21 protein-coding genes and 1 pseudogene are annotated in these 23085 nt (G+C 69.8%); 18 read left to right on the top strand and 4 right to left on the bottom strand.

Features of this window, described 5'->3' with window-relative positions; translation table 11 throughout:
- The first annotated feature begins 84 nt into the window (after positions 1 to 84).
- The 4 genes from OG496_RS07325 to OG496_RS07310 all read left to right on the top strand — a co-directional run bounded on the left by OG496_RS07325 (position 85) and on the right by OG496_RS07310 (position 4304).
- Positions 85 to 798 (top strand): putative 2OG-Fe(II) oxygenase, encoded by a 714-nt coding sequence (locus tag OG496_RS07325; protein ID WP_405970088.1) that lies wholly within the window; start codon positions 85 to 87, stop codon positions 796 to 798.
- A gap of 75 nt (positions 799 to 873) precedes the next feature.
- On the top strand, positions 874 to 1929 hold the full coding sequence (locus OG496_RS07320) for a YncE family protein (RefSeq protein ID WP_405970087.1): 1056 nt from the start codon (positions 874 to 876) through the stop codon (positions 1927 to 1929).
- Between the two features lie 87 nt (positions 1930 to 2016).
- Entirely contained in the window at positions 2017 to 2724 is a 708-nt protein-coding gene (locus OG496_RS07315; protein WP_405970086.1) for a hypothetical protein, read from the top strand.
- Between the two features lie 236 nt (positions 2725 to 2960).
- Entirely contained in the window at positions 2961 to 4304 is a 1344-nt protein-coding gene (locus OG496_RS07310; protein WP_405970085.1) for a hypothetical protein, read from the top strand.
- Between the two features lie 92 nt (positions 4305 to 4396).
- On the opposite strand, the gene OG496_RS07305 is transcribed toward OG496_RS07310, so the two are convergent.
- Positions 4397 to 5422, bottom strand: coding sequence for a LacI family DNA-binding transcriptional regulator (locus tag OG496_RS07305; RefSeq protein ID WP_366495046.1), 1026 nt, complete (start codon positions 5420 to 5422; stop codon positions 4397 to 4399).
- 174 nt (positions 5423 to 5596) lie between these two features.
- On the opposite strand from OG496_RS07305, the gene OG496_RS07300 reads away from it, so the two are divergent.
- Both OG496_RS07300 and OG496_RS07295 read left to right on the top strand, forming a co-directional pair.
- Positions 5597 to 7618, top strand: coding sequence for a beta-galactosidase (locus OG496_RS07300; RefSeq protein WP_405970084.1), 2022 nt, complete (start codon positions 5597 to 5599; stop codon positions 7616 to 7618).
- 313 nt (positions 7619 to 7931) lie between these two features.
- Positions 7932 to 8213 (top strand): helix-turn-helix domain-containing protein, encoded by a 282-nt coding sequence (locus tag OG496_RS07295; RefSeq protein WP_366495044.1) that lies wholly within the window; start codon positions 7932 to 7934, stop codon positions 8211 to 8213.
- 35 nt (positions 8214 to 8248) lie between these two features.
- Here OG496_RS07295 and OG496_RS07290 read toward each other — a convergent pair whose 3' ends face one another.
- The gene (locus tag OG496_RS07290; RefSeq protein ID WP_399392931.1) at positions 8249 to 9109 is read right to left on the bottom strand and encodes a ribonuclease BN; all 861 of its coding nucleotides are present in this window, start codon (positions 9107 to 9109) and stop codon (positions 8249 to 8251) included.
- A gap of 171 nt (positions 9110 to 9280) precedes the next feature.
- On the opposite strand from OG496_RS07290, the gene OG496_RS07285 reads away from it, so the two are divergent.
- From OG496_RS07285 to OG496_RS07240, 10 genes are all read left to right on the top strand, one after another.
- A complete protein-coding gene (locus OG496_RS07285; protein ID WP_405970083.1) occupies positions 9281 to 10255 on the top strand; it encodes an SMP-30/gluconolactonase/LRE family protein in 975 nt (324 codons plus the stop codon).
- Positions 10256 to 10419: 164 nt separating this feature from the next.
- Complete coding sequence (gene crcB / locus OG496_RS07280; protein WP_405970082.1) at positions 10420 to 10881, top strand: fluoride efflux transporter CrcB; 462 nt, start codon at positions 10420 to 10422, stop codon at positions 10879 to 10881.
- A complete protein-coding gene (locus OG496_RS07275; protein ID WP_405970081.1) occupies positions 10878 to 11258 on the top strand; it encodes a DUF190 domain-containing protein in 381 nt (126 codons plus the stop codon). Before crcB (OG496_RS07280) ends, OG496_RS07275 begins: the two co-directional genes overlap by 4 nt.
- Entirely contained in the window at positions 11255 to 11629 is a 375-nt protein-coding gene (crcB, locus tag OG496_RS07270) for a fluoride efflux transporter CrcB (RefSeq protein WP_318014505.1), read from the top strand. Before OG496_RS07275 ends, crcB (OG496_RS07270) begins: the two co-directional genes overlap by 4 nt.
- Positions 11630 to 11717: 88 nt before the next feature.
- Positions 11718 to 12554, top strand: coding sequence for an undecaprenyl-diphosphate phosphatase (locus OG496_RS07265; protein WP_366495038.1), 837 nt, complete (start codon positions 11718 to 11720; stop codon positions 12552 to 12554).
- 182 nt (positions 12555 to 12736) lie between these two features.
- On the top strand, positions 12737 to 13414 hold the full coding sequence (locus tag OG496_RS07260) for a FadR/GntR family transcriptional regulator (RefSeq protein ID WP_033278612.1): 678 nt from the start codon (positions 12737 to 12739) through the stop codon (positions 13412 to 13414).
- Positions 13411 to 14874, top strand: a complete 1464-nt coding sequence (locus OG496_RS07255; RefSeq protein WP_405970080.1) for an amino acid permease — start codon at positions 13411 to 13413, stop codon at positions 14872 to 14874. Before OG496_RS07260 ends, OG496_RS07255 begins: the two co-directional genes overlap by 4 nt.
- A 32-nt stretch (positions 14875 to 14906) precedes the next feature.
- Positions 14907 to 15926, top strand: a complete 1020-nt coding sequence (locus OG496_RS07250) for an asparaginase (RefSeq protein WP_405976577.1) — start codon at positions 14907 to 14909, stop codon at positions 15924 to 15926.
- 128 nt (positions 15927 to 16054) lie between these two features.
- Positions 16055 to 17464, top strand: coding sequence for an aspartate ammonia-lyase (gene aspA / locus OG496_RS07245; protein WP_405970079.1), 1410 nt, complete (start codon positions 16055 to 16057; stop codon positions 17462 to 17464).
- A 36-nt stretch (positions 17465 to 17500) separates the two neighbouring features.
- Complete coding sequence (locus OG496_RS07240; protein ID WP_405970078.1) at positions 17501 to 18433, top strand: glutaminase; 933 nt, start codon at positions 17501 to 17503, stop codon at positions 18431 to 18433.
- Positions 18434 to 18439: 6 nt separating this feature from the next.
- Here OG496_RS07240 and OG496_RS07235 read toward each other — a convergent pair whose 3' ends face one another.
- A complete protein-coding gene (locus OG496_RS07235) occupies positions 18440 to 19234 on the bottom strand; it encodes an alpha/beta fold hydrolase (protein ID WP_405970077.1) in 795 nt (264 codons plus the stop codon).
- A 137-nt stretch (positions 19235 to 19371) separates the two neighbouring features.
- Between OG496_RS07235 and mptB the strand changes: the two genes are divergently transcribed.
- Both mptB and OG496_RS07225 read left to right on the top strand, forming a co-directional pair.
- Positions 19372 to 20766, top strand: a complete 1395-nt coding sequence (mptB, locus tag OG496_RS07230) for a polyprenol phosphomannose-dependent alpha 1,6 mannosyltransferase MptB (RefSeq protein ID WP_405970076.1) — start codon at positions 19372 to 19374, stop codon at positions 20764 to 20766.
- Complete coding sequence (locus OG496_RS07225; protein WP_405970075.1) at positions 20763 to 22139, top strand: glycosyltransferase 87 family protein; 1377 nt, start codon at positions 20763 to 20765, stop codon at positions 22137 to 22139. The genes mptB and OG496_RS07225 overlap by 4 nt, the downstream gene beginning before the upstream one ends.
- A 59-nt stretch (positions 22140 to 22198) precedes the next feature.
- Here OG496_RS07225 and OG496_RS07220 read toward each other — a convergent pair.
- Positions 22199 to 23014: pseudogene (locus OG496_RS07220) on the bottom strand (D-alanyl-D-alanine carboxypeptidase family protein); the annotation flags it as partial.
- Positions 23015 to 23085 lie beyond the last annotated feature (71 nt).

Raw genomic sequence — 23085 nt, 5'->3', positions numbered from 1 at the left:
CGGAGCATGGACACCGGAGAACGTTTCCCTGTTCGACGTTCAGCGGTCAGTCCTCTGTCGATTGCGCGGTTCCTTGGGAGGCAAATGTCCGGTCCGGAGGAAGAAGACAACGACGTTCGTGCTCCATCGGCCAAGAAGGCGATAATAGCGCAGCTTTTCTCCACGCCGGTCGCGCGGATCGCCTGTCCGTATGCCGCGGAATTCAACGGCCCGCTGGTCGAACTCGTACTGGCCCGACTGGATCCCCTGCAGAAAAGGCTCGGCTACAAGTCGGAAACCCCCGACGACCTGGCCCACTGGGGCGATCCGGTTGTCGACAGCCTGTCCCAATGGGTGCTGCGCGCGGCCCGCCAGTTCACAGAGACGATCACCCGGCGCAGCTTGGCGGACGCGTTCGCCGACTCGGCGGCCAGGATGAGCGGCGGCGCCGTGAACGGCGGTGCCGGCACAGGGGGCGAAGGCTCTGTCGCGGTGGTGGTGAGCCGTAGTTGGGCAAGCGTGTACCGGAAGGGTGATCGCCATGAGGCGCATTTCCACCCCAACACGGCATTGACCGCGATCTATTACGCGGAGGCTCCGGGAAAATGTGAGTTGGATCTCCTGGATCCGCGCCCGAACGTAGACTATTTCGACCCCGGAATCTCACTCGCCGGCTCGGGACACCGAGTTCGGCTGAGCTGCTCACCGGGTGAACTGGTGCTCTTTCCCGGCTGGCTCAAGCATGCGGTTCCGGAATTCAACGACGGTTCCGTTCGGATCTCCATCTCGTGGAATCTGAACTACGCGTCGGAGAGCTGAGTCGTCCACCGTTCAGAAAAATCGGTACACCAGCACGTGCGCTCACATGTTCGTCTCAATGCAAGGGGAAAAGTGATGCGGAACGTACAGATCTTCTCGACCGACACCGACGACGGAGTGGTGTCGGTGGTGGCGAAGACAGGGCCGGGCGAGCACCGGCAGGTGAAGCAGATCAGGGTCGGCAACGCCCCGCGAGGCGGTGTGAAGTTCACCAAGGGCGGACGCGGCTTCGTCTGCAACACCAGTCAGAACACACTGTCCGAGATCGACGCCGTAGCGTTGACCGAGGTGCGTCGTATCGAGGTCGGCCACGGCCCTCGTGGCCTGGGGATCCTGCCCGGCGACAGGTACGTGCTGGTGAGCAACTCCGGCTCCGACTCGCTGTCCATCGTCGATCTGGAACTCAACGTCGAGTTGCGACAGATCCCGCTGGGACGCGACCCCCGCCACATGATGATCAGCAGCGACGGGGCCTGGGCCTACGTCTGCGTCTGGGGCGACGGCTACGTCAGCAAGCTCGACGTGAGCGGCCTGAAGAACGGCGACGCGGCCGCGGTCCACGAGGTGGCGCAGATCCCGGTCGACCGCGAAGCGCACCCCTACAGCCTCAACATCGACCCGAGCGGCAGGCGCGTCTTCGTCGCCAACACCCAGGCGACGTACGTCACGGTGATCGATGTGGCGACGAACGAGACGCACCGGGTCGACGTCGGCTACATCGGAGGTCGCGGAGTCGCCTTCAGCGAGGACGGCAAGTACGCGTTCATCACCGTCGAAACCGTCGCCCGCATCTACGTGGTGGACGTGGAGACCCTCGAAGTGACGCGGCACATCCCGGTCGGCCCCGGGCCCCGCGGACTCGTGGTGGACCACAACGACTTCACCGCGTACATCTCGAACTTCGCCCGGGCGTCCGTCATCTCCCTGCCGGAGGAGGACAAGAACCCGGCCTTCGGACCGAACACGCTCACCATGGTCGACCTGAAGTCGGCGCCCCTGGACCGCCAGGAGGGCGAGTTCGAGTACGAGGAGATCTTCGTCGGCTACGGCCCCTGCAGCGTCGTGATGTTCGACCTCGACACGATCCCCGAGGAGGAGCGGCTCAACCGCGTGGACCGAGTCGAGGCCTGACCGTCCGATCCAGTCGGTGTGTCCGCCCCCTCCAGTATCGCGGGGGGACGGACACACCGCCGTGTTCCTAGGGGAGCCACTACGCACATGGCCGACGTTACTTTTTCCCAGTTGCAGCCCTGGGCACTGGTGCCTGACGAGTCGCGAGTCAACCGGGCGGAGGCGCGGGCGGAGCGGGACGTCTATCGCGAGCACTTTCGCTACAAGCGGGTCACCCGCCTGCCGGTCGACTGTCCGCCCTGGGTGCTGGGACAGGAACTGGGCTGGGTGGTGCGCTCGCCGGTGTCCGTGGAGATGGCGCCTCTCGGCGACGTCGATTTCGACGTCCCGGCCGAAGAGGAACTACGCAGCGTTGGGCGCAAGATCAACCGCAGCGAGGTGTGGCACCGCAACAACGCCTGGATCGCCACCCAGGACAGCGGCTGGCTGCGTCTCCACGACTACCGTGCCAACGGGACCTGGGAGAGCATGTTCCTGCCCAACGGGATGGGCACGGTGGAATGGCGACTCGGCTGGGGCGTACACATCCCGGAGCGGTACTTCTTGATGGTCATGGGCATGGCTTTTCCGGGCCTCGACGTACCGATGGGCGTGATCGCGTCCAAGACGGTCAACGCCATGGCCGACCGCGGCGGATTCAGCATCGCCGTCCACCCGACCCGGCCTCTGAAGGTTGGCAGGGGCGACCCGGTCGCCCGGGTGGTGCTGCTGCACGCGGACTCACTGCGCTCGGCATCCACGACCATCGTCGCGACCGCCACCACGGCCGACCAGGATTCCGAGGCCGGCCACTGACCTCGACGGCTGAGTCCGTACGACAGGTGTCGCGTCGGTGGTGTCCCGCCCACGATTCCCCACGGTGACAGGCCCTCTGGCGCGGATCCGCGGCGCCGACCGCACTGGTCAAGAAGAAGGTAAGAACCACCCGCCACACGCCCCCCACCTACAACCTTCCACCTCAGCGCACCGTCCAACTCGCGCCCGGTGCTGGTCAATTGCCGGGCTCTCTTCTGTCCCAGCTGGGGGATGTCATGAGTTCTGTCTCCGTCGGACGCGTGCTGCGTCGCGGAGCATGTGCCGGAGCCGTGGGGGCGTTGGTCGTCGCCGGTCTCGGGAGTGGGGCCGCCTTCGGCGACGACGCGCCGCAGACCGACTACCTGTGGATCCACGCGCCGTCCGATCAGACGGTCACCGTCGCCCCGGACGGCGGCGCGGCGCAGTACCGGCCGCTGGCGCTCGGCATGTACCACTACAACGACAGCTTCACCGTGACCGACGGTCGGCTGACCGTCGACGCCTCCGGACTCGCCGGGGTCGCCGAGGTGGCCTGGCCCGACAACTGCACGCCGAACGACGCCGGCACCGTCGCCGTGTGCGACACCGGGGACGTGCCGACCCGCTACAGCGCGCAGGTGCAGCTGAAGACGCGGGCCGTCGCCGGCGCCGCCGTGGGAGCGCACGGTGTGATCGAGTACTCCGCCGAGGCCACCGGCGGACCCGACGGCACGCTCGTCGCCCAGGCGGGCTCCGCGGAGACGACCGTCACCGTCGGCTCCGGCGTGGACCTCGGAATCAGCACCCGGCAGGACGCCACCGGCGTCGCGCCCGGCACCAGCCTCACCGCGCCGTACTCGATCACCAACACCGGCAACGAGACCGCCCACGGCTTCAGCATGAACATGTGGGCGACGTACGGCCTCGACATCACCACCCGCTACCCGCAGTGCACCTACACCGGGCCGGACGTCGACGGCAGTGGCGATACGGTCGTGACCTGCTCCTTCGACACCGATGTCGCCCCCGGCGCCACCGTGGAACTGCCGGAGTCGCTGCGGCTCGCCGTCACCGACCACGCGTTGTACGACCGGTTCGACTACGAGGTCGAGCCCCTCGGCGACACCACCGACCTCGACAGCTCGGACAACGGCGGCTCCTGGCACATCAACGCCGACAACACCGCCGACTTCGCCGTCTACGGCACCTCGGCGAGCGGCGCGGTCGGTGACACCGTCACCTCCGGCTTCCGCTTCGTCAACCACGGGCCTGCCTGGGCCGGCGACGTCAGCGCCGGCGATCCGATCACCACGCTCGACTTCTACGCACCGGAGGGCACTGTCGCCACATCCATGCCCAAGACCTGCCACGGGGCCCATACGCCCGGCGACGACTCGACCATCGCCCACTACGCCTGCACCCTGCCGACGTGGGCCAAGCCCGACCTGGACGTCAGCTTCCCGTTCCAGCTCCGCATCGACCGGGTCGTCCCCGACGCCACGGGCCGAGTCACGACCCGGGCCTACAACGGCACGCCCCTCGCCTTCGACTCGGACACCGAGAACAACTCGGCCGAGGTGATCGTCAACCCGTCCGCCTGACGGTGACGTTGGGGGGCGAGCCCGCAGCTCGTCCCCTCAACTCCCGGCGCGCACCGCGCTGTTGCCCCAACTCCCGGCGACAGGCCGCCCGTTCACGTCGACTCCCGCTTCACCAGCTCCGTCGGCAGTATCACCGCCGCCGTGTCCTCGCCCCCGATCTGCGCCAGCAGCACCCGCACCATCTCCGCGCTGATCCGGTCGAACGGCTGCCGCATCGTGGTGAGTTCGGGGCTGGACGCCAGCGCGGCGGGGGAGTCGTCGAAGCCGCCGACCGCCACGTCCTCCGGCACGCGTCGCCCGGCCCGTTCCAGCGTGGTCAGCACGCCCCGTGCCATCAGGTCGGAGGCGACGAACACGGCGTCCAGGTCCGGGACTTGGGCGAGCAGCCGCTCGGCGCCCCGCTCGCCGCTGAGCCGGCTGTAGTCGCCGGAGACGACGAGGTCGTCGTCCACCTCGATGCCCGACTCCGTGAGCACCTCCTTGTAACCGGCGAGGCGCTCGACACCGCCCGGCGTGTCCAGCGGACCGGTGACCGTGCCGATGCGGCGGCGGCCGAGGGAGAGCAGGTGCCGGGTCATGTCACGGGCACCGTCCCGGTCGTCGGCGGCGACATAGCTGATCTTGGAGCCGAGCCCGATCGGCTTGCCGCACGCGACCAGCGGTACCCCCGCCTCGCTCAGCTCCTCCGCCACCGGGTTCCCGGAGTGACTGGACACCAGCAGCACCCCGTCGACGTGCCCAGAGGTGATGTACCGCGTGATGCGCCGCCGCTCGTCCTCGGTGCCGGCCAGCATCAGCAGCAGCGGGATGTCGTGCGCGGCCAGCGCCTGCGTGCAGCCCCGCAGAAGAATGTTGAAGTTCGGGTCCTCGAAGAACTTCTCCTGCGGTTCCGTCAGCAGGAAACCGACCGAGTCCGAGCGCCCCGTGATCAGTGACCGGGCGTGCCGGTTCACGACGTAACCCGTCCTGCGGATGGCCGCGTTGACGGCCTCCTGCGCGGCCGGGCTCACATAGTGCCCGCCGTTGAGGACACGCGACACCGTGCCCCGCGAGACGCCGGCCTCGCGCGCCACGTCATGGATCGTCGGTGGTCTGCGCCGACCCCCCGTATTGCTCATGGTCCAGACTCTACGGCTCCCGGACCCGGAGCCAGAAGCACCGTGCTGGGAGCGTTCACAGCAGAGAAACACCAGGGACACTTGTCAGCGGTCGCAGGCGTGCGGTTATGTTGGGGCGGCGCCCTCGGGCGTGCTGTGTGCACGTTCCCAAATGATCGACTACGGGAGAGATCCATGCCGGAGACCACCCCTAAGGGCCTCACCAGGCTCGCCTTCGGTGGGGACTACAACCCCGAGCAGTGGCCGGAGAGCGTCTGGCAGGAGGACGTCCGGCTGATGCGCGAGGCCGGCGTCACCATGGTGAGCGTCGGGATCTTCTCCTGGGCACTGCTGGAACCCGAGCAGGGTGTGTACGACTTCGGCTGGCTGGACCGGATCATCGGCCTGCTGCACGAGAACGGCATCCGCGTCGACCTCGGCACGCCCACCGTCTCGCCGCCCGCCTGGTTCTACCGCGCCCACCCCGAGGCCCTGCCCGTCACCGCCGACGGCACCCGCTACGAGTTCGGCTCCCGCGGCGCGATCTGCCACAGCAACGCCGACTACCGCGCCGCCGCCACGAACATCACCACCAAGCTCGCCGAGCGCTACGGCGACCACCCCGCCCTCGCGCTGTGGCACGTCTTCAACGAGTACGGCGTCCCCGTCTCCGCCTGCTACTGCGACTCCTGCGCGGCCCACTTCCGCCGCTGGCTGACCACGACGTACGAGACCGTCGACGGCGTCAACGAGGCCTGGGGGACGGCCTTTTGGGGCCAGCGCTACGGAGACCTCGGCCAGATCAATCCGCCGCGCCTCACCCCGACCGCCGTCAACCCGGCCCAGGCGCTGGACTACACGCGGTTCGCGGACGCCACGATGCGCGAGAACTTCGTCGCGGAGCGGGACATCCTGCACCGCCTCGCCCCCGGCATCCCGGTCACCACCAACTTCATGGCCGCCCTCAGCCAGTGCGAGTCCGTCGACTACTGGGCCTGGGGCCGCGAGGTCGACCTCGTCACCAACGACCACTACCTGATCACCGACGGCCGCCGCACCCACGTCAACCTCGCGATGGCCGCCGACCTCACCCGCTCCGTCGCGGGCGGCGCCCCCTGGCTGCTCCTGGAACACTCCACCTCGGGCGTCAACTGGCAGCCCCGCAACCCCGCCAAGGCTCCCGGCCAGATGGCCCGCAACGCCCTCTCCCACGTGGCGCGCGGCTCGGACGGCGCGATGTTCTTCCAGTGGCGCCAGTCCCGGCGCGGCGCCGAGAAGTTCCACTCCGCGATGGTCCCGCACGGCGGCACCGAGACCCGTGTCTGGCGCGAGGTCGTCGAACTCGGCGCGTCCGTCGAGGAGTTGGGCCAGATACGCGGCACGCGCACGCAGGCCGACGTGGCCGTCGTATGGGACTGGCACTCGTGGTGGGCGCAGAAACTGGCATGGCGTCCCAGTGAGGACCACGACGCCCGCGAGCGCGCCGACGCCTTCTACGAGGCCCTCTACGACCGCCACCTCACGGTCGACTTCGCCCACCCGGAAGCCGACTTGTCGGCCTATCCCCTCGTCGTCGTACCGGCGCTGTACCTGATGACGGAGGCGGCCGGCCGCAATCTCCAGCGGTACGTCGAGAACGGCGGCACCCTCGTCGTCTCCTACTTCTCCGGCATCGTCGACGAGCACGACGCCGTCCACGAGGGCGCCTACCCGGGTGCACTGCGGGACGTACTCGGCCTGACCGTCGAGGAGTTCTCGCCGCTCCTGGCGGGCCAACAGGTCCGCATCACCGGCCCCGACGGCTCCGAACTCACCGGCGACGTATGGACCGAGTTCGTCGTCCCGGACGGCGCCGAGACCGTGTGGACGTACGCCGAGGGCCTCACCGCCGACCACCCGGCCGTCACCCGGCACCGCCTCGGCGAGGGCACCGCCTGGTACGTGTCGACCCGGCTCGACGCCCACGGCCTGGACGCCCTGCTCGGCTGGGCGACCGAGGACGCCCGGATCTCGCCGCGCGCCGACCTGCCGTACGAGGTCGAAGTCGTGCGCAGGGAAGGCGAGTTCGGCAGTTTCCTCTTCGCGATCAACCACAGCGCCTCGGACGTCAAGGTGCCGCTCGGCACCGACGGCACCGAGCTGCTGACCGGCGAACGCGCCGCGGGCGGCCTCGCGGTCCCCGCCGGAGCCGTCCGGGTCGTACGGCTCGACGGCTGACCCGACTCCCCTCCGCCCGCGCGAGCCGCGAGCCGCGGGTGGAGGGGGACCTGGGGGACTTCCCGTCTGTCAGGCGTGCGGTTCTGTTCGGCTACGGCGGTGTGGTTCGGCCATCACCGGCCTCGGGAGCCGCCGCCAGGTCACGTCCGTGCGGCCGCGCCCCACCCGTCACTCCACGCCCCAGGGCCGATCGGCCCTCTATAACAGGACCGTTCGGTCCCGGACAAGGGTCACCGAGTCCGGGACGCGGCGGACCGTACTGCGGGAGAGTGGGAGGACGCGGCAAGTGGCGCGCAGAACGGAGGGTCACGACATGCTGAGGACTCCGACAGGCCAGCGACGGTTGGACATCCTGGAGTGGCTGAGAGATCCGGCCACCCACTTCCCGGACCATCGGTATGTCCCCGAGGCCGGTGTCACCTCGGAGGCCGTGGCGGCCAAGCTCGGCGTGTCCCGCCAGGTCGCCGACACCCACCTCGAACTCCTCGCGGACATGGGCCTGTTGCGCGTGCGGCGGATCCGGCTGCGCACCTACTACCGGCGCGACGAGGTCCGTATCGCCGAGGTGGCCCGGATGTTCGAGAAGGGCTGGTAGCCCCGCCTTTCCGGTGGCCTCCCGCGAGCGGGGCCTCAGACCTTGTCCTGCTCGGAGCGCGTCGGCGGTTCCTCCGGCTCGGCGGACACCGGGTCGTCCGGTGCCTCCGGCTCCGTGCGGAACGCCGCGTCGGGATCCCCGAACCGCTCGCACAGCAGGCGGCCCACCAGCGCGCCGCCGTAGAGCACGAAGCCCACGCCGACCAGCCAGGACTCCACGACCAGGACGGTGCCGACCGGGCCGTAGCTGACCGCGTTGGTGACCAGGAGCGGGGTGAACACCAGGTACGAGAACCAGCGCAGGCCGACCAGGCCCGCCATCGTGGCGAGGGCGCCCGGCAGCAGATAGCGCCAGGGGACCCGGCGGTCGAGCAGGAAGTGCGGGCCCCACCAGAAGAACAGCAGGCCGGCCGTCATGCTGAGCAGGATGCGGGGCGTGCCCTCCAGGACGTTGCGGGTCTGCACCTGCGCGTACAGGTAGCCCATCAGCATGACCAGCCAGATGAGCTGGCGCCAGATGCGGTTCCACGGGGCGCCGGTCGGAAGCCACACGTGCTCGTAACCGCTCTGCACACTCGACGCGAAGGACAGCCCGAACAGCGCGAGCAGCGCCACGCTCCACGCGCTGGTGGCGCCGATGACCTTGCGGGGCGGGGTGAACACATCCGTGAGCGCACGGGCGGACCGGCCGGACAGGTCCATGCCGTCCACCAGCCACAGCGCGAACCCGCCGTGCCCGAGCGGATCGGCCGCGGCCACCACGATCAACAGAGGTGCGAGGGTCACCAGGGCGAGCGTCGCGAACCCCATCGCCCGGTGCAGCAGCTCCAACTCCCGGCCGCGCCGGTTGAGTTCGGCCAGTCCCAGCCCCTGCCACACCGCGCGCACCCGTCTCACCGCGGACGTCCCGCACGCTGGGTGGCCGACCGTGACATGAGGGCCCCCTTCTCGCCGACCGGCAGCGGGATCCGGGTCACCAGCAATACGCTCGGCAAACGTGGCCGGGCGACGCGACGACCGGGAAGAACAGCAAGCGTACGCGCGCCTGCCCGAACCGTGGAGGCTTTCATGGACCGACCCGATGACCGCCCGGACGCCCTGCTCGCCCGCCGCTACGTCGCGATCGGCGGCCGCGGCCCGGAGGACGTGGTCGCCGACGCCCGCGGCCGGGTGCTGACCGGCGTCGAGGACGGCCGCATCCTCCGCCTCGACGGACTGGCCGACCCCGAGGCGGTCCGGGTGGAGACCCTCGCCGACACCGGCGGCCGGCCGCTCGGCCTCGAACTCCTCCCGGACAACGGCCTGTTGGTGTGCGACGCGGAACGCGGACTGCTGCGGATCGACCTTGGGGACGGCTCGGTGCGGGTCCTCGCCGACTCGGTGGCGGGGGAGCGGTTGCGGTTCTGCAGCAACGTGGTCGCCCTGTCCGACGGCAGCGTGTACTTCACCGTCTCCAGCCGCCGCTATCCGCTCCACCAGTGGATCGGCGACATCGTCGAACACACCGGCACAGGACGGCTGTTGCGCCTCGCGCCGGGCAGCGACAGCCCCGAAGTCCTCCTGGACGGGCTCCAGTTCGCCAACGGCCTTGCCGCGAGCGCCGATGAGTCCTTCCTGGTGATCGCGGAGACCGGTGCCTACCGCCTCACCCGCTACTGGCTCACCGGACAGCGGGCGGGCCGTGGCGAACCCTTCGTCGAGGATCTCCCCGGTATGCCCGACAACATCTGGCGCGCAGGCCCCGACGGGCCGCTCTGGGTGGCCCTCGCCGGACCCCGCGTGCCCCCGCTCGACCTCCTCCACCGCGCCCCGGACGCCGTACGGCACACCGCCGCCCGGATCGCCGTACGCGCGCCCTACCGCCCCACGGGCACGATCGGGGCCCTCGCGGTCGACGACGAGGGACAGGTCGTCCACCACCTCATCGCGCGTGGCTCGCCGTTCCGCATGGTCACCGGCGTCTGCGAGGCGGCCGGTCACCTCGTGCTGGGCAGCCTGCGGGAACGCGGTGTCGCGCTGTGCGAGCCGCCCGCCCCGAAGTGACCCCGGCACGCCCCCGGCGTTACCCTGATGCCCGGCCGCGATCACCTCTCGCGGCGCGGCGGTGGGGCCCGCCGTACCCGAACCGCGGCAGAGGTGCCGCCAACGGTCCCTACTTGTAGAGGCGTGTGCCCCTAGGGCCCCCGACGAGTAGGAGACGTACGGCCATGACAGCTCCCGAAGCCGAGAGCCTGCGTGCCCGGACCGAGGCCCCGCGCCCGTCCGTCTGGCGGGGTCAGGGACCGGTCGTCGCCGTGGTCGCGCTCGGCGGCGCGATCGGGGCCGTGGCCCGGTACGCGGCCTCGCTGTGGTGGCCCGCGCAGAGCGGCGGTTTCCCGTGGACCACCTTCGGGATCAACGTCGTCGGGTGCGCCGTGATAGGCGTGTTCATGGTGGTCATCACCGATGTGTGGGCCGCGCACCGGCTGGTGCGGCCGTTCTTCGGCACGGGTGTGCTCGGCGGGTTCACGACGTTCTCGACGTACGCCGTCGACATCGAGAAACTGGTCGACGAGGGCCATCCCCGCACCGCGCTCGCGTATCTCGCCGCGACCCTGCTCGCGGCGCTCGTGGCGGTGTGGCTCGGGGTGACGGCGGCCCGGCGGGTCCTGAAGTGGAGGCAGCGATGACCAGGCTGACCGGCAGCGCCCTGCGCGTGACGATCTTCATCGGCGAGAACGACACCTGGCACCACAAGCCCCTCTACACGGAGATCGTGCACCGCGCGCACGCGGCCGGGCTGGCCGGTGCCAGTGTCTTCCGGGGCATCGAGGGCTTCGGCGCCTCCTCCCTGATCCACACCTCGCGGCTGCTGTCGCTGAGCGAGGACCTGCCGGTGGCGATCGTGATCGTGGACACCGAGGAGCGCGTACGGGCGTTCCTGCCGGAGCTCGACGAACTCGTCGGCGAGGGACTGGTGATCCTCGACGACTGCGAGGTCATCCGGTATGTGGGCCGCGCCGACGGCTCCGGCGATTCGGGCCGGAAGGGTAAGAGGTCGTTGTGAACTGGGTGTTGGTCGTCGCGGGAGCCATGGTCGGTGCCCCGCTCCGCTATCTGACCGACCGCGCGGTGCAGACCCGGCACGACACCGTGTTCCCCTGGGGCACCTTCGCGGTCAACGTCACCGGGTGTCTGATTCTCGGTGTGCTGACCGGTGCGGTGTCCGCCGGGGCCGCGGGTCCGCATCTCCAACTCCTCGTCGGGACAGGGCTTTGCGGGGCCCTGACGACGTACTCGACCTTCTCGTACGAGACACTGCGGCTGACCGAGACGGGGGCGGGGCTCTACGCTGCCGCCAACGTCGTCGGCAGCGTGACGGCGGGCCTCGGTGCGGCATTTGTCGGGGTGTCGATCGCGGAGGCCCTGTGGACGTAAGGGCTCGGGCGGTTCCCGTGCCCGTGCAGGACCGTTCCCGGCGCTATTGTCTACAGCACTGTCGACCAACTCCCAAGAACTGGATCTCATGAGCGTCATCAGCGTCGGTCAGGCCGCCGTCCTCGGAGTCGTCGAGGGGGTGACCGAGTTCCTTCCGGTCTCCTCGACCGGCCATCTGAAGATCGTCGAGGGGCTGATGAAGATCCCCGTGGACGACGATTCCGTCGTCGCGTTCTCGGCCGTCATCCAGGTCGGCGCCATCGCCGCCGTGCTCCTGTACTTCTTCAAGGACATCGTGCGGATCGTGACCGCGTGGGGCCGTGGCCTGCGCAATCGCGAGGAGCGCTATCACCACGACTACAAGTTCGCCTGGTGGGTGATCTACGCGACGATCCCGATCGTGATCGTGGGCCTGGCCGCGAAGCCGCTCATCGACGGGCCGCTCGGCTCGCTGTGGGTGGTCGCCGCCTCGCTGATCGTCGGCAGTGGTGTCATGTGGTGCGCCGACCAGATGGGCCGGCACAAGCGCGGCGAGGACGACACCACCTTCAAGGACGCGATGCTGGTGGGCAGTTCGCAGATCCTGGCGCTGCTCTTCCCCGGTTTCTCGCGCTCCGGCGCCACCATGTCCACCGGTCTCATCCTCGACCTGGACCGCGTCGCCGCCACCCGGCTCTCCTTCTTCCTCGGCATCCCGGCCCTGACCGGCGCCGGTATCTACGAGCTGAAGGACGCCCTGGGGGCGGGCGTGGGCGCGGCCCCGTTGGCGGTCGGCACGATCGTGTCGTTCGTGGTGGCCTACGGCTCCATCGCCTGGCTGCTGAAGTTCGTCGCGAAGCACTCCTTCAACGCGTTCGTGATCTACCGGATCATCATCGGTCTGCTGCTGTTCGGGCTGCTCGGCACGGGTGTGCTCAACAGCTGACAGCGGCCGACAGTGGGTGGACGATCATCGCAGCGGGCGTGAAGCCGGATTTTCAGGCTTCACGCCCGCTGAATTTTTCTTTTCGGATCGCTTGACAGCACTGTCCCGTCACCCGCAGGATCACGTCCGTGAACCTGTCAGACAGCCAGACAGGTGGAGTCGGGCCGCGGCGCGTCAGCGCCATGGAAGCGGTGCTTGTCCACCTCCGCGGCGCCATCGAGCGCGGCGACTACGCCATCGGCGACAAGCTCCCCTCCGAGGCGGAGCTGTGCCGCACCCTGGAGATCAGCAGGCCCGTGCTCCGCGAGGCCCTGCGGGCCCTGCAGACCATGGGCCTGACCGTCTCCAAGACCGGCAAGGGCACCTTCGTGGTGGCCAACGCCGTGGAGGACCCGACCTTCGGCGACTACGCGGCCAGCGACCTGCTGGAAGTGCGCCGCCACGTCGAGATCCCGGTCGCCGGGTACGCGGCACTGCGCCGCACCCCGGAGAACCTGGACCACCTGGCCCACCTCCTGGACCGCATGGAACAGGAGACCGACACCACCGCGTGGGTCGCGATGGACACCCTCTTCCACCTCGCCGTGGCGGAGGCCGCCCAGAACCCGGTGTTCCGCCGGGTCATCGAGGAGATCCGCGACGCGCTGGCCCGCCAGTCCGCGTTCCTCAACGAACTCGGCGGCCGGCGCGAGCAGTCCAACCGCGAGCACCGGGCGATCGTCGAGGCGCTGATCGACGGCAGCGAGCCGGACGCCGTCGAGGCCATGTCCCACCACCTCGACCGGGTCGAGACGACCCTCACCGACATCGTGCGCCCCGCGCGCACGAACACCCCCACGGAAGGCGGACCCGAGGCGTGAGCGAGCAGTCCCTGCACGACGGCGAACAGTCCCAGCGCGATGGCGTGCAGAAACGATCCGGCCATGTCGACGCCGGAGACGTCGGCTACAGCAAGTCCCTGAAGTCCCGGCACGTCAACATGATCGCCATCGGCGGCGCGATCGGCACCGGCCTCTTCCTCGGCGCGGGCGGCCGCCTCGCCGACGCCGGCCCCTCGCTGTTCATCGCGTACGCGGTCTGCGGACTCTTCGCCTTCCTCGTCGTCCGCGCCCTCGGCGAACTCGTCCTGTACCGGCCCTCGTCCGGCGCCTTCGTGTCGTACGCCCGCGAATTCCTGGGCGAGAAGGGCGCGTACATAGCGGGCTGGATGTACTTCCTGAACTGGGCCACCACCGGCATCGCCGACATCACCGCCGTCGCCGTCTACACCCACTACTGGAGCATGTTCTCCGACATCCCCCAGTGGGTGATCGCCCTGATCGCCCTCGCTGTGGTCCTCACGGTGAACCTGATCTCGGTGCGGATGTTCGGCGAGCTGGAGTTCTGGTTCGCGATCATCAAGGTCAGCGCACTCGTCGTCTTCATGCTGATCGGCATCTTCCTGCTGGTCACCCAGCACCAGGTCGACGGCACGACCCCCGGCCCGTCCCTGATCACCGACAACGGCGGCATCTTCCCCAACGGCCTGCTGCCCATGCTCCTGATCATCCAGGGCGTCGTCTTCGCCTACGCCTCGGTCGAACTGGTCGGCGTAGCCGCCGGCGAGACCGAGAACCCCGAGAAGATCATGCCGAAGGCGATCAACTCGATCATGTGGCGCGTCGGCCTCTTCTACGTCGGCTCGGTCGTCCTGCTCTCGATGCTGCTGCCGTGGAACAAGTACAGCGCGGGCCAGAGTCCCTTCGTGACCGTGCTGTCGAACATCGGCATCCCGGCGGCCGGCGGCGTCATGAACCTCGTCGTCCTCACCGCGGCCATGTCCTCGCTCAACTCCGGCCTGTACTCCACCGGCCGCATCCTCCGCTCCATGGCGATGTCCGGCTCCGCCCCCAAGTTCACCTCGGTCATGAGCCGCAGCCAGGTCCCCTACGGCGGCATCCTGCTCACCAGCGGCATCTGCGTCCTCGGCGTCGGCCTCAACTTCGTGGTCCCGGCGGACGCCTTCGAGATCGTCCTCAACTTCGCCGCGATCGGCATCCTCTCCACCTGGGGCATGATCATGCTCTGTCACTTCCTCTTCTGGAAGAAGACCGAAAAGGGCGAACTGACCCGCCCCAGCTACCGGTTGCCGGGTTCCCCCTGGACCGAACTCGTGACGCTGGCCTTCCTCGCCTCCGTCCTGGTCCTCATGTACGCCGACGGCGGCGCCGGACGCACCACCGTGCTCTGTCTCCCGCTGATCGCCGCCGCGCTCGTCGCCGGATGGTTCGCCGTCCGCCGCCGCGTGGCCAGCACGTCCTCCACCGCACCCGACGCGTGAGACCCACGCCGTCCGAACCCTGACAGGCAGTGATGTACAGCAGTTCCCTCGCGGACCCACCCCTCATCCGTGAACCCCTCCACGCACCCGTCGCCCACCTCATACGCGGCGGAATGATCGAGGGCATCCACTACGGCTCCGTCGTCGTCCTCGACGCCGACGGCCAGGTCCAGCTCCAGATCGGCGACATCGAGGCGGCGTTCTATCCGCGCTCGGCGATCAAGCCCGTGCAGGCCGTCGCCATGGTGCGGGCCGGGTTGCCGCTCGACGGCGAGCTGCTCTCGCTCGCCGCCGCCAGCCACTCCGGCGAGGAACGTCACCTCGCCGGGGCCCGGCGGATCCTCGAACTCGCCGGGCTCACCGAGGACTCTCTGCGCAACGTTCCCGACCTGCCGTTCGACCCGGTCGTGCGGGATGTCTGGGTGCGTGAGGGGCGGGCGCCGTCCCGGCTCGCCCAGAACTGTTCCGGGAAGCATGCGGCCATGTTGTACGTGTCGAAGCTCAACGGGTGGTCCCTCGACGACTATCTCGACCCGGCCCATCCGTTGCAGCAGGCGATCGCCGAGATCGTCGAGGATCTCACCGGGCAGCGGATCGCCCGGGTGACGGTCGACGGGTGTGGGGCTCCCTTGTTCTCCATCTCCCTGCATGGGCTTGCCCGGGCTGTTGCTCGGATTACCACTGCCGCACCTGGTACGCCTGAGGCTCGGGTCGCTGATGCGATGCGTGCCCATGCGGAGATGGCGTCCGGGGCGGGGCGGGATGTGGCCGCGTTGATGCGGGCGGTTCCTGGGCTGCTTGCCAAGGACGGTTTCGAGGGGGTTCAGGTTGCCGCGTTGCCCGATGGGCGGGCTGTTGCCGTGAAGGTCTCGGACGGGGCCAATCGGGCGCGCGTGCCGGTGGCTGCGGCAGCGCTTGCGCGGGCCGGGGTTGAGGAGGGGCTGCTCACCGAGTTCGCGGGGGAGCCGTTGCTCGGTGGCGGCGAGCCGGTTGGTTGTGTTCGGCCTGTGCGTGCGTTGGACCCGGTGCCGCCGCTGTCCGCGTGTGCCTAGATCGGTTGTGGGGCGCTGCGGGTCCGTTGTGGCTGGTCGCGCCCACGCGGCGGAGCCGCATATCGATACAGCCCCGCGCCCCTGAAAAGCAGGGCGTTGTCCCTTGACCTCTTTGGAAGGTGACCCTCATGACCGTTGCTGTTCGTCGCGAGCATGATCTGCTCGGGGACCGGGATGTACCCGGCGATGCCTACTGGGGTGTTCACACCCTGCGGGCCACGGAGAACTTCCCCATCACCGGGACGCCGATCTCTGTGTACCCGCACTTGATCAATGCCCTCGCCGCCGTCAAGGAGGCCGCTGCTCTCGCCAATGAGGAGTTGGGGCTGCTCTCGCCGGAGAAGACGGGCGCCATCGTCGCCGCCTGCCGGGAGATCCGGGCCGGGAAGCTGCACGACCAGTTCGTGGTGGACGTGGTGCAGGGCGGGGCAGGTACCTCGACCAACATGAACGCCAACGAGGTTGTCGCGAACCGGGCGTTGGAGTTGCTGGGGCACAGCAAGGGTGAGTACCAGTACCTGCACCCAAACGAGGACGTCAACCTCGGGCAGTCGACCAATGACGTGTATCCGACCGCCGTCAAGGTAGCGACTGTCTTTGCCGTACATGGGTTGATCGCGTCCATGTCCGTACTGCAGGACGCCTTTGCCCGTAAGGCTGTCGAGTTCCGTGACGTGCTCAAGATGGGCCGTACACAGTTGCAGGACGCGGTGCCGATGACGCTCGGTCAAGAGTTCTCGGCGTACGCGGTCATGATTGACGAGGATCGTCAACGTCTGGACGAGGCTGTCCAGTTGATCCATGAGATCAACCTGGGGGCCACGGCCATCGGGACCGGACTCAACGCTCCTGCCGGATACGCGGAGTCGGCTCGGCGGCATCTCTCGGAGATCACCGGGCTGCCGCTGGTGACGGCGGCCAACCTGGTCGAAGCCACGCAGGACTGCGGGGCGTTCGTGCAGATGTCGGGCGTGCTCAAGCGTGTCGCGGTCAAGCTCTCCAAGAGCTGCAACGACCTGCGGCTGCTGTCCTCGGGGCCGCGTGCGGGGCTCGGGGAGATCAACCTGCCGCCGGTGCAGGCCGGTTCGAGCATCATGCCCGGGAAGGTCAACCCGGTGATCCCCGAGGTCGTCAACCAGGTCGCCTTCGAGGTGATCGGCAACGACGTCACCATCACGATGGCCGCCGAGGCCGGACAGCTTCAGCTCAACGCGTTCGAGCCGATCATCCTGCACTCGCTGTCGGAGTCCATCACGCATCTGCGTGCCGCCTGCCTCACCCTCGCCGAGCGCTGCGTGGACGGCATCACCGCCAACACCGAGGCGCTGCGCGCGAGCGTGGAGAACTCCATCGGCCTGGTGACCGCGCTGAACCCGCACATCGGGTACACGGCCGCCACCGACATCGCCAAGGAGGCCCTCGCCACCGGCCGGGGTGTCGCCGAACTCGTTCTGGAGAAGGGCCTGTTGCCCGCCGAGACCCTCGCGGCCCTGCTGCGGCCCGAGGTCCTGGCCGGCAGCGGCCCCGTAGCTGTCTGATCCGCCCACGCGCACCAGGACCGGCCCGGAGGCACAATGGTGATCATGTCCCCATCGATGGCTTTCCAGCCGGTCCTGGAGCGCATCGCCGGTGAGATCGAGCGGATGCCCGGCCGCGGCCAGGCCGCCGACTACATCCCGGCGCTCGCGGCCTGCGACCCGCGCCGCTTCGGCATGGCCGTCGCGGAGCTGGACGGCACGGTGTACGGGGTGGGGGACTGGCAACAGCCGTTCTCCACGCAGTCCATCACCAAGGTCTTCACCCTCGCCCTCGACCTGGCCCGCGAGGGCGACGAACTGTGGGAGCACGTGGGCCGCGAGCCCTCCGGCAACCCCTTCAACTCCCTTGTCCAGCTGGAGTACGAGAGCGGCATCCCGCGCAACCCGTTCATCAACGCGGGCGCGCTCGTCGTCACCGACCGGCTCCAGACCCGTACCGGAGACGCGGCCGGCGAACTGCTGGCCTTCCTGCGCACCGAGAGCGGCAACCCCTCCCTCGACTTCGACAAGGACGTCGCCGCCTCCGAGTCCGCGAACGGTGACCGCAACGCGGCCCTCGCCCACTTCATGAAGTCCTACGGCAACATCGACAACGAGGTGCCCGTCCTCCTGGACCAGTACTTCCGGCAGTGCTCGGTCATGGCGTCCTGCGCCGACCTCGCCCTCGCCGCCGGCTTCCTGGCCCGGCACGGCAGCCGCGCCGACGGCTCCCGGCTGCTCACCCTCACCCAGGCCAAGCAGGTCAACGCGGTGATGCTGACGTGCGGGACGTACGACGCGGCGGGCGAGTTCGCCTACCGCGTGGGGCTGCCCGGCAAGAGCGGGGTGGGCGGCGGGATCATCGCGATCGTCCCGGGCCGGTGCACGCTGGCCGTGTGGAGCCCGGGACTTGACGAGCGGGGGAACTCGGTGGCCGGGGTCGCCGCGCTCGACCGCTTCACGACGCTGACCGGGGTGTCGGTGTTCTGACCGTCGTCAGGCCAGGAACTCGGTGAGCAGGGGCAACAGCGCCTTCCGTCGCATGACCTCCATGTGCGTGGTGCCGGGCAGCACGGCGAGTTGCGCGTCGGGGATCAGCCGCTGCATCTCGGCGAGGTGCTCGACGGGGAAGAAGTCCGTGTCGCCGATCACGAGGAGCGTGGGCGCGGTCACCGTGCGCAGGTCGTCGGCGGTCCAGGGCAGCGGGGCGTTCGCCGCCGCCGAGGACTTGGCGAAGAAGTCCTGGAAGTGCTCGGGGTGCGGTGCGACGGCCGCGTAGGCGTCGGCCATCTCCTGGAAGTCGGCCTGGCTGGGCAGCCGGGGCGAGCTGAAGTCGGGGGTGCGGACCTCGTCGTGGTAGCCGTCCAGGGAGTACGCGGTGCTGGTCGGCACGAGCCGTCCGACCCGCTCCGGGTGCCGGACCGCGATCTCCAGCGCGACCAGTCCACCGAGGCTGAAACCGACGAAGTCGGCCTGCCGGACGCCCAGTTCGTCGAGCAGTGCCACCACGTCGGAGGCCAGGTCCGGGATCGTCAGCGGCCGGTCGGTGTCGGCGGTGTGGCCGTGGCCCTGGAGTTCGGGGGCGATCACGTACCGCTCGGCCGACAGCGTGGGCAGCATCGTCCCGAAGGTCAGACCGACGGTCTGCACACCGCCGTGCAGCAGCACCAGCGGGCGTCGGCCCTCGTGCTCGGTGCCATGGATCTCGTAGTACATCTCCTGGCCGTTCACCTTGGTGCGGGCGGAGCTGGTCGGCACGGTCATCACGTCCGTTCTGGGAAAGTCGGTCATCAGGAAGACCCGTCGGGGACCGAGAACTCATCGGTGCTGAGGGCCGAGCACACGGAGGTCACGCGCAGTCCGCCGCCCCGAGAGCGGCAGGTCGCCTTCCCGCCATCCGGCGTTGACACGCTTGGCGAGTGTTGGCCATGGCATTTCCCGTCGATCTCCGCCGCTGCCAGGTACTCGGTCTGGCCGGTACCGCCGTCCTCGCGCTGGGCGGTGAGACGGCCGGGGCGCTGCCGGCCGCGGACCTCTTCTCCCCGGCCTCGGCGCAGGCGGCGCTCGGGCTGGTCGGGGTCTACTTCGGTGTCGTCCTGCTGATAGCGGCCTGGCTGCTGCTGGGCAAGCTGATCCGCAGCGCCGAACCGCCCACCCCGCGCTCCCTGTTCCTGGTCCTCGCCGTGTGGGCGTCCCCGCTGCTGCTCGCGCCGCCGCTGTTCAGCCGGGACGTGTACAGCTATCTCGCGCAGGGCGCCATGGTCGACGCCCACATGGACGTCTACGCGCACGGCCCCGCCACGCTCGGCGGGCCCCTCGCCGACGAGGTCGCCCCGCTGTGGCAGCACACCGGCGCGCCGTACGGCCCGGTGTTCCTCGCCGTGGCGTCGTGGCTGTCCGGACTGACCCGCGATGAACTGCCCGCTGGGCTCTTCGGGATGCGGCTCGTCGCCCTCCTCGGGGTCGGCCTGATGGCCGCCGCGCTGCCCCGGCTCGCCCGGCACAGCGGCGCCGACCCGGCCGCCGCGCTCTGGCTGGGCGCCCTCAACCCGCTCGTCCTGCTCCACCTCGTCGCGGGCGCCCACAACGACGCGATCATGCTCGGACTCCTCGGCGTCGGCCTGGTCGCCGCCCTCGGCCGCTGGCCGGTCCTGGGCGCCGTACTCGTCACACTCGCCGCCCTGGTCAAGGCACCGGCCGCGCTCGGTCTCGCCGCGGTCGTACTCCTCCAGATCCGCGCGGGCCACCGCCCGGCCAAGGCCGTCACGACGACCGTCGTCGCGTCCGCCGTCACCACGGTCGCCGCCACGGCCTTCGCGGGCACGGGCTACGGCTGGATAGGCGCCCTCGACACACCCGTCTCGGCGCACAACTGGGCCCTCACCAGCCTCCTCGGCCGCGCCACCGGCGCCCTGCTGAAACACCTGGGCAGCGATCTCGCGCCCTTCGCCGTCCCTGCCTGGCATGCCCTCGGACTCGCGGTCACCGGCGCGGCCGTCCTCGCCATATGGTTCCGCCTGCGCCCCAGCCCGGTCTACGCGCTCGGCCTGAGCCTCGCGGTCGTCGCCGCGTTCGGCCCGGCGATCCGCCCCTGGTACGCCCTGTGGGGTCTCTTCCTCATCGCCGCCGCCGCGCCGAGCACGTCCGTACGACACCGGGTGGCCGCCGTCACCGGCGTCCTCGCCCTCGCCGTCCTGCCCAGCGGCGGACCCGCCGACATCGGACAGCTCGTGCTGGCCGTCTCCGGCGGCGTCCTCGCGATCGTCGTCCTCTGGCAGGCCCGCCAGGCGGCGGAGGCCCCGGCCCTGGGACGTACGGCATGAGAACGCCCACCACCGACCGCGGCCGCGTCCTCCTGGTGCTGGCCCTCGCCGCCGTCGTCACCGTCTTCACCGCGACCGTCCCGCTGCTGCGCGACTGGTTCGACCTGCGCGTCTACTACGGCACCGTCCACACCTGGCTCCACCACGGCGGCCGCATCTACGACTACCACGTGCCGGGGACGACCTACGGCTTCACCTACCCGCCGTTCGCCGCCGTCAGCATGGCCCCGATGGGCTACCTCGGCCTCGGCACCGCGATCACCGCCGCACTCGTCCTCAACCTCACAGCTCTCGGCGTCGTGCTGCGCATCCTGGCCGGGCCCCGGTGGCGGCGCTACGGCTGGTTCGGGTGGGCGCTGGTGGCCTGCGGGCTGGCGCTGTTCGAGCCGTTGCGCGACACCTTCAGCTTTGGGCAGGTGAACCTCATACTGCTGGCCCTCGTCCTCGGCGACGGCTGGCTCCTGTCCACCGGCCGGGGCCGCTGGGCGGGCGTCGGCATCGGTCTCGCGGCGGCGATCAAGCTCACGCCGGCCCTGTTCATCGCCCTGTTGCTGCTGGCCAGACGCTGGAAAGCCGCCGCGGTCGCGACGGCTGTGGCGCTCGCGGCGACCGGGCTCGCGTTCTTCGTGGTCCCGGACGCCTCACGGTTCTACTGGACCCGGGCCATGTGGGACACCACCCGGGTGGGCCGCCTCGACTACGTCTCCAACCAGTCCCTGCAAGGCGTCCTGGCCCGGCTCGGCGAAACGGGCCGCCCGCTGTGGGCGACGGTCGTCGTCCTCGTGCTGGCCGTGTGGGCGGTGCGGGCGCGCCGCGCGGTCGTCCTGGGGGACTGGACGGCCGCGTTCGCGCTGACCGGGCTGACCGCGTGTCTGATCAGCCCGATCACCTGGGTGCACCACCTCGTGTGGCTGCTGCCGGCCTTCGCCGTCCTGGTCCGCGCCGGACACCCGCGGATCGCGGGCGCCCTCTACGCGGTGATGTGCACGAGCGTCGTGTGGCTGTGGTTCGACGACTCCTCGGGCGTCGACGGCTTCCTCGGCAGCAACACGTACACCTGGGTCACGCTCGGCCTGCTGCTGTGGCTGCCGACGGGTCAGACCGGCGGCAGCCGCTTGATCCTGAGCCGGATCGCGGCCACCATCGCACCCGCGCCCAGCACGGCCGCGGCCACGATCACCGCGGTCTCGGCCCAGCCGGGTCCTTCGTCCGGTACGACCGCGGCGGCCACCGGCACCGCCGAGGGACCCGGTCGCGGCCTGGCCCGCAAGGCGTCCAGCGACCCCACCGGATCGACCCGCCCGGCCGCCGCGAAACCCCAGTCGAGCAGCTCGCGCGCCTCCTCGTACACGGTGAAACCACCGCCCGCCTGAGGATTCATCACCGTCACGACGAGCGACCGCCCGCCCCGACGCGCCGCCGCGACAAGGGTGTTGCCGGCGTGCGTGGTGTAGCCGTTCTTCACACCGATGATCCCCGGATACCGCTCGACGCCGTCGTTGCCGGTCAGCAGGCGGTTGGTGTTCTGGATGCCGTACGACGAGCCCTCGCCCGGGAACTCTGCCTCGGCGGTGGAGCAGTAGCGGGCGAAGTCCGCGTTGCGCAGTCCGGCCCGGCCGAACACCGCGAGGTCGAAGGCGGAGGACACCTGGCCGTCGGTGTCGTAGCCGTCCGGTGAGACGACATGGGTGTCGAGGGCGCCGAGGGCGTGTGCCTTGGCCTGCATCCGCGTGGCCGTGGTCTGCCAGCCGCCGTTGAGGGAGGCCAGGACGTGCACGGCGTCGTTCCCGGAGTTGAGGAAGACGCCGCGCCACAGGTCGGCGACGCGGTACGTGTGGCCCTCCTCGACGCCGACGAGGCTGCTGCCCTCGCCGATGCCGGCCAGGTCCTGTTCGCTGACGCGATGCCGGATTCCTCCGGGGAGCGCGGGGAGGACGGTCAGGGCGAACAGTGTCTTCAGGGTGCTGGCGGGTGGGAGCTTGCGGTGGGCGTCGTGGGCGGCCAGGACCTCGCCGGTGCGGGCGTCGGCCACGAGCCATGACAGGGCGGAGACGTCCGGGACGGTGGGGACTCCGGGGTGTGGTCTGACCTGGGTGTCGGGGCGGTTCAGGAGCGCGGGGGGCGGTGTTGCTGTGCCGGGATCCGACCCGGTGTGGGCTGCCGCCGCGACGGGGGTGAACGCGAGGGCGCCCGCGAGGCACAGGGCGCAGGCCGACACGGTGATCCGGGGTGGGAATCCGATTGTCATACCGCAAACGTAGGAACGGAGACGCTGTGGAGAGTGTTGGCCGGGCCGACCGGGGGTCGTCAGCACCCGGA

Origin of the sequence: Streptomyces sp. NBC_00988 (genome assembly GCF_045162645.1) — a bacterium.
Classification (GTDB): domain Bacteria; phylum Actinomycetota; class Actinomycetes; order Streptomycetales; family Streptomycetaceae; genus Streptomyces.
Note: the sequence above shows the minus strand (reverse complement) of the source record. Positions and strands in the feature narration are given on the sequence as shown.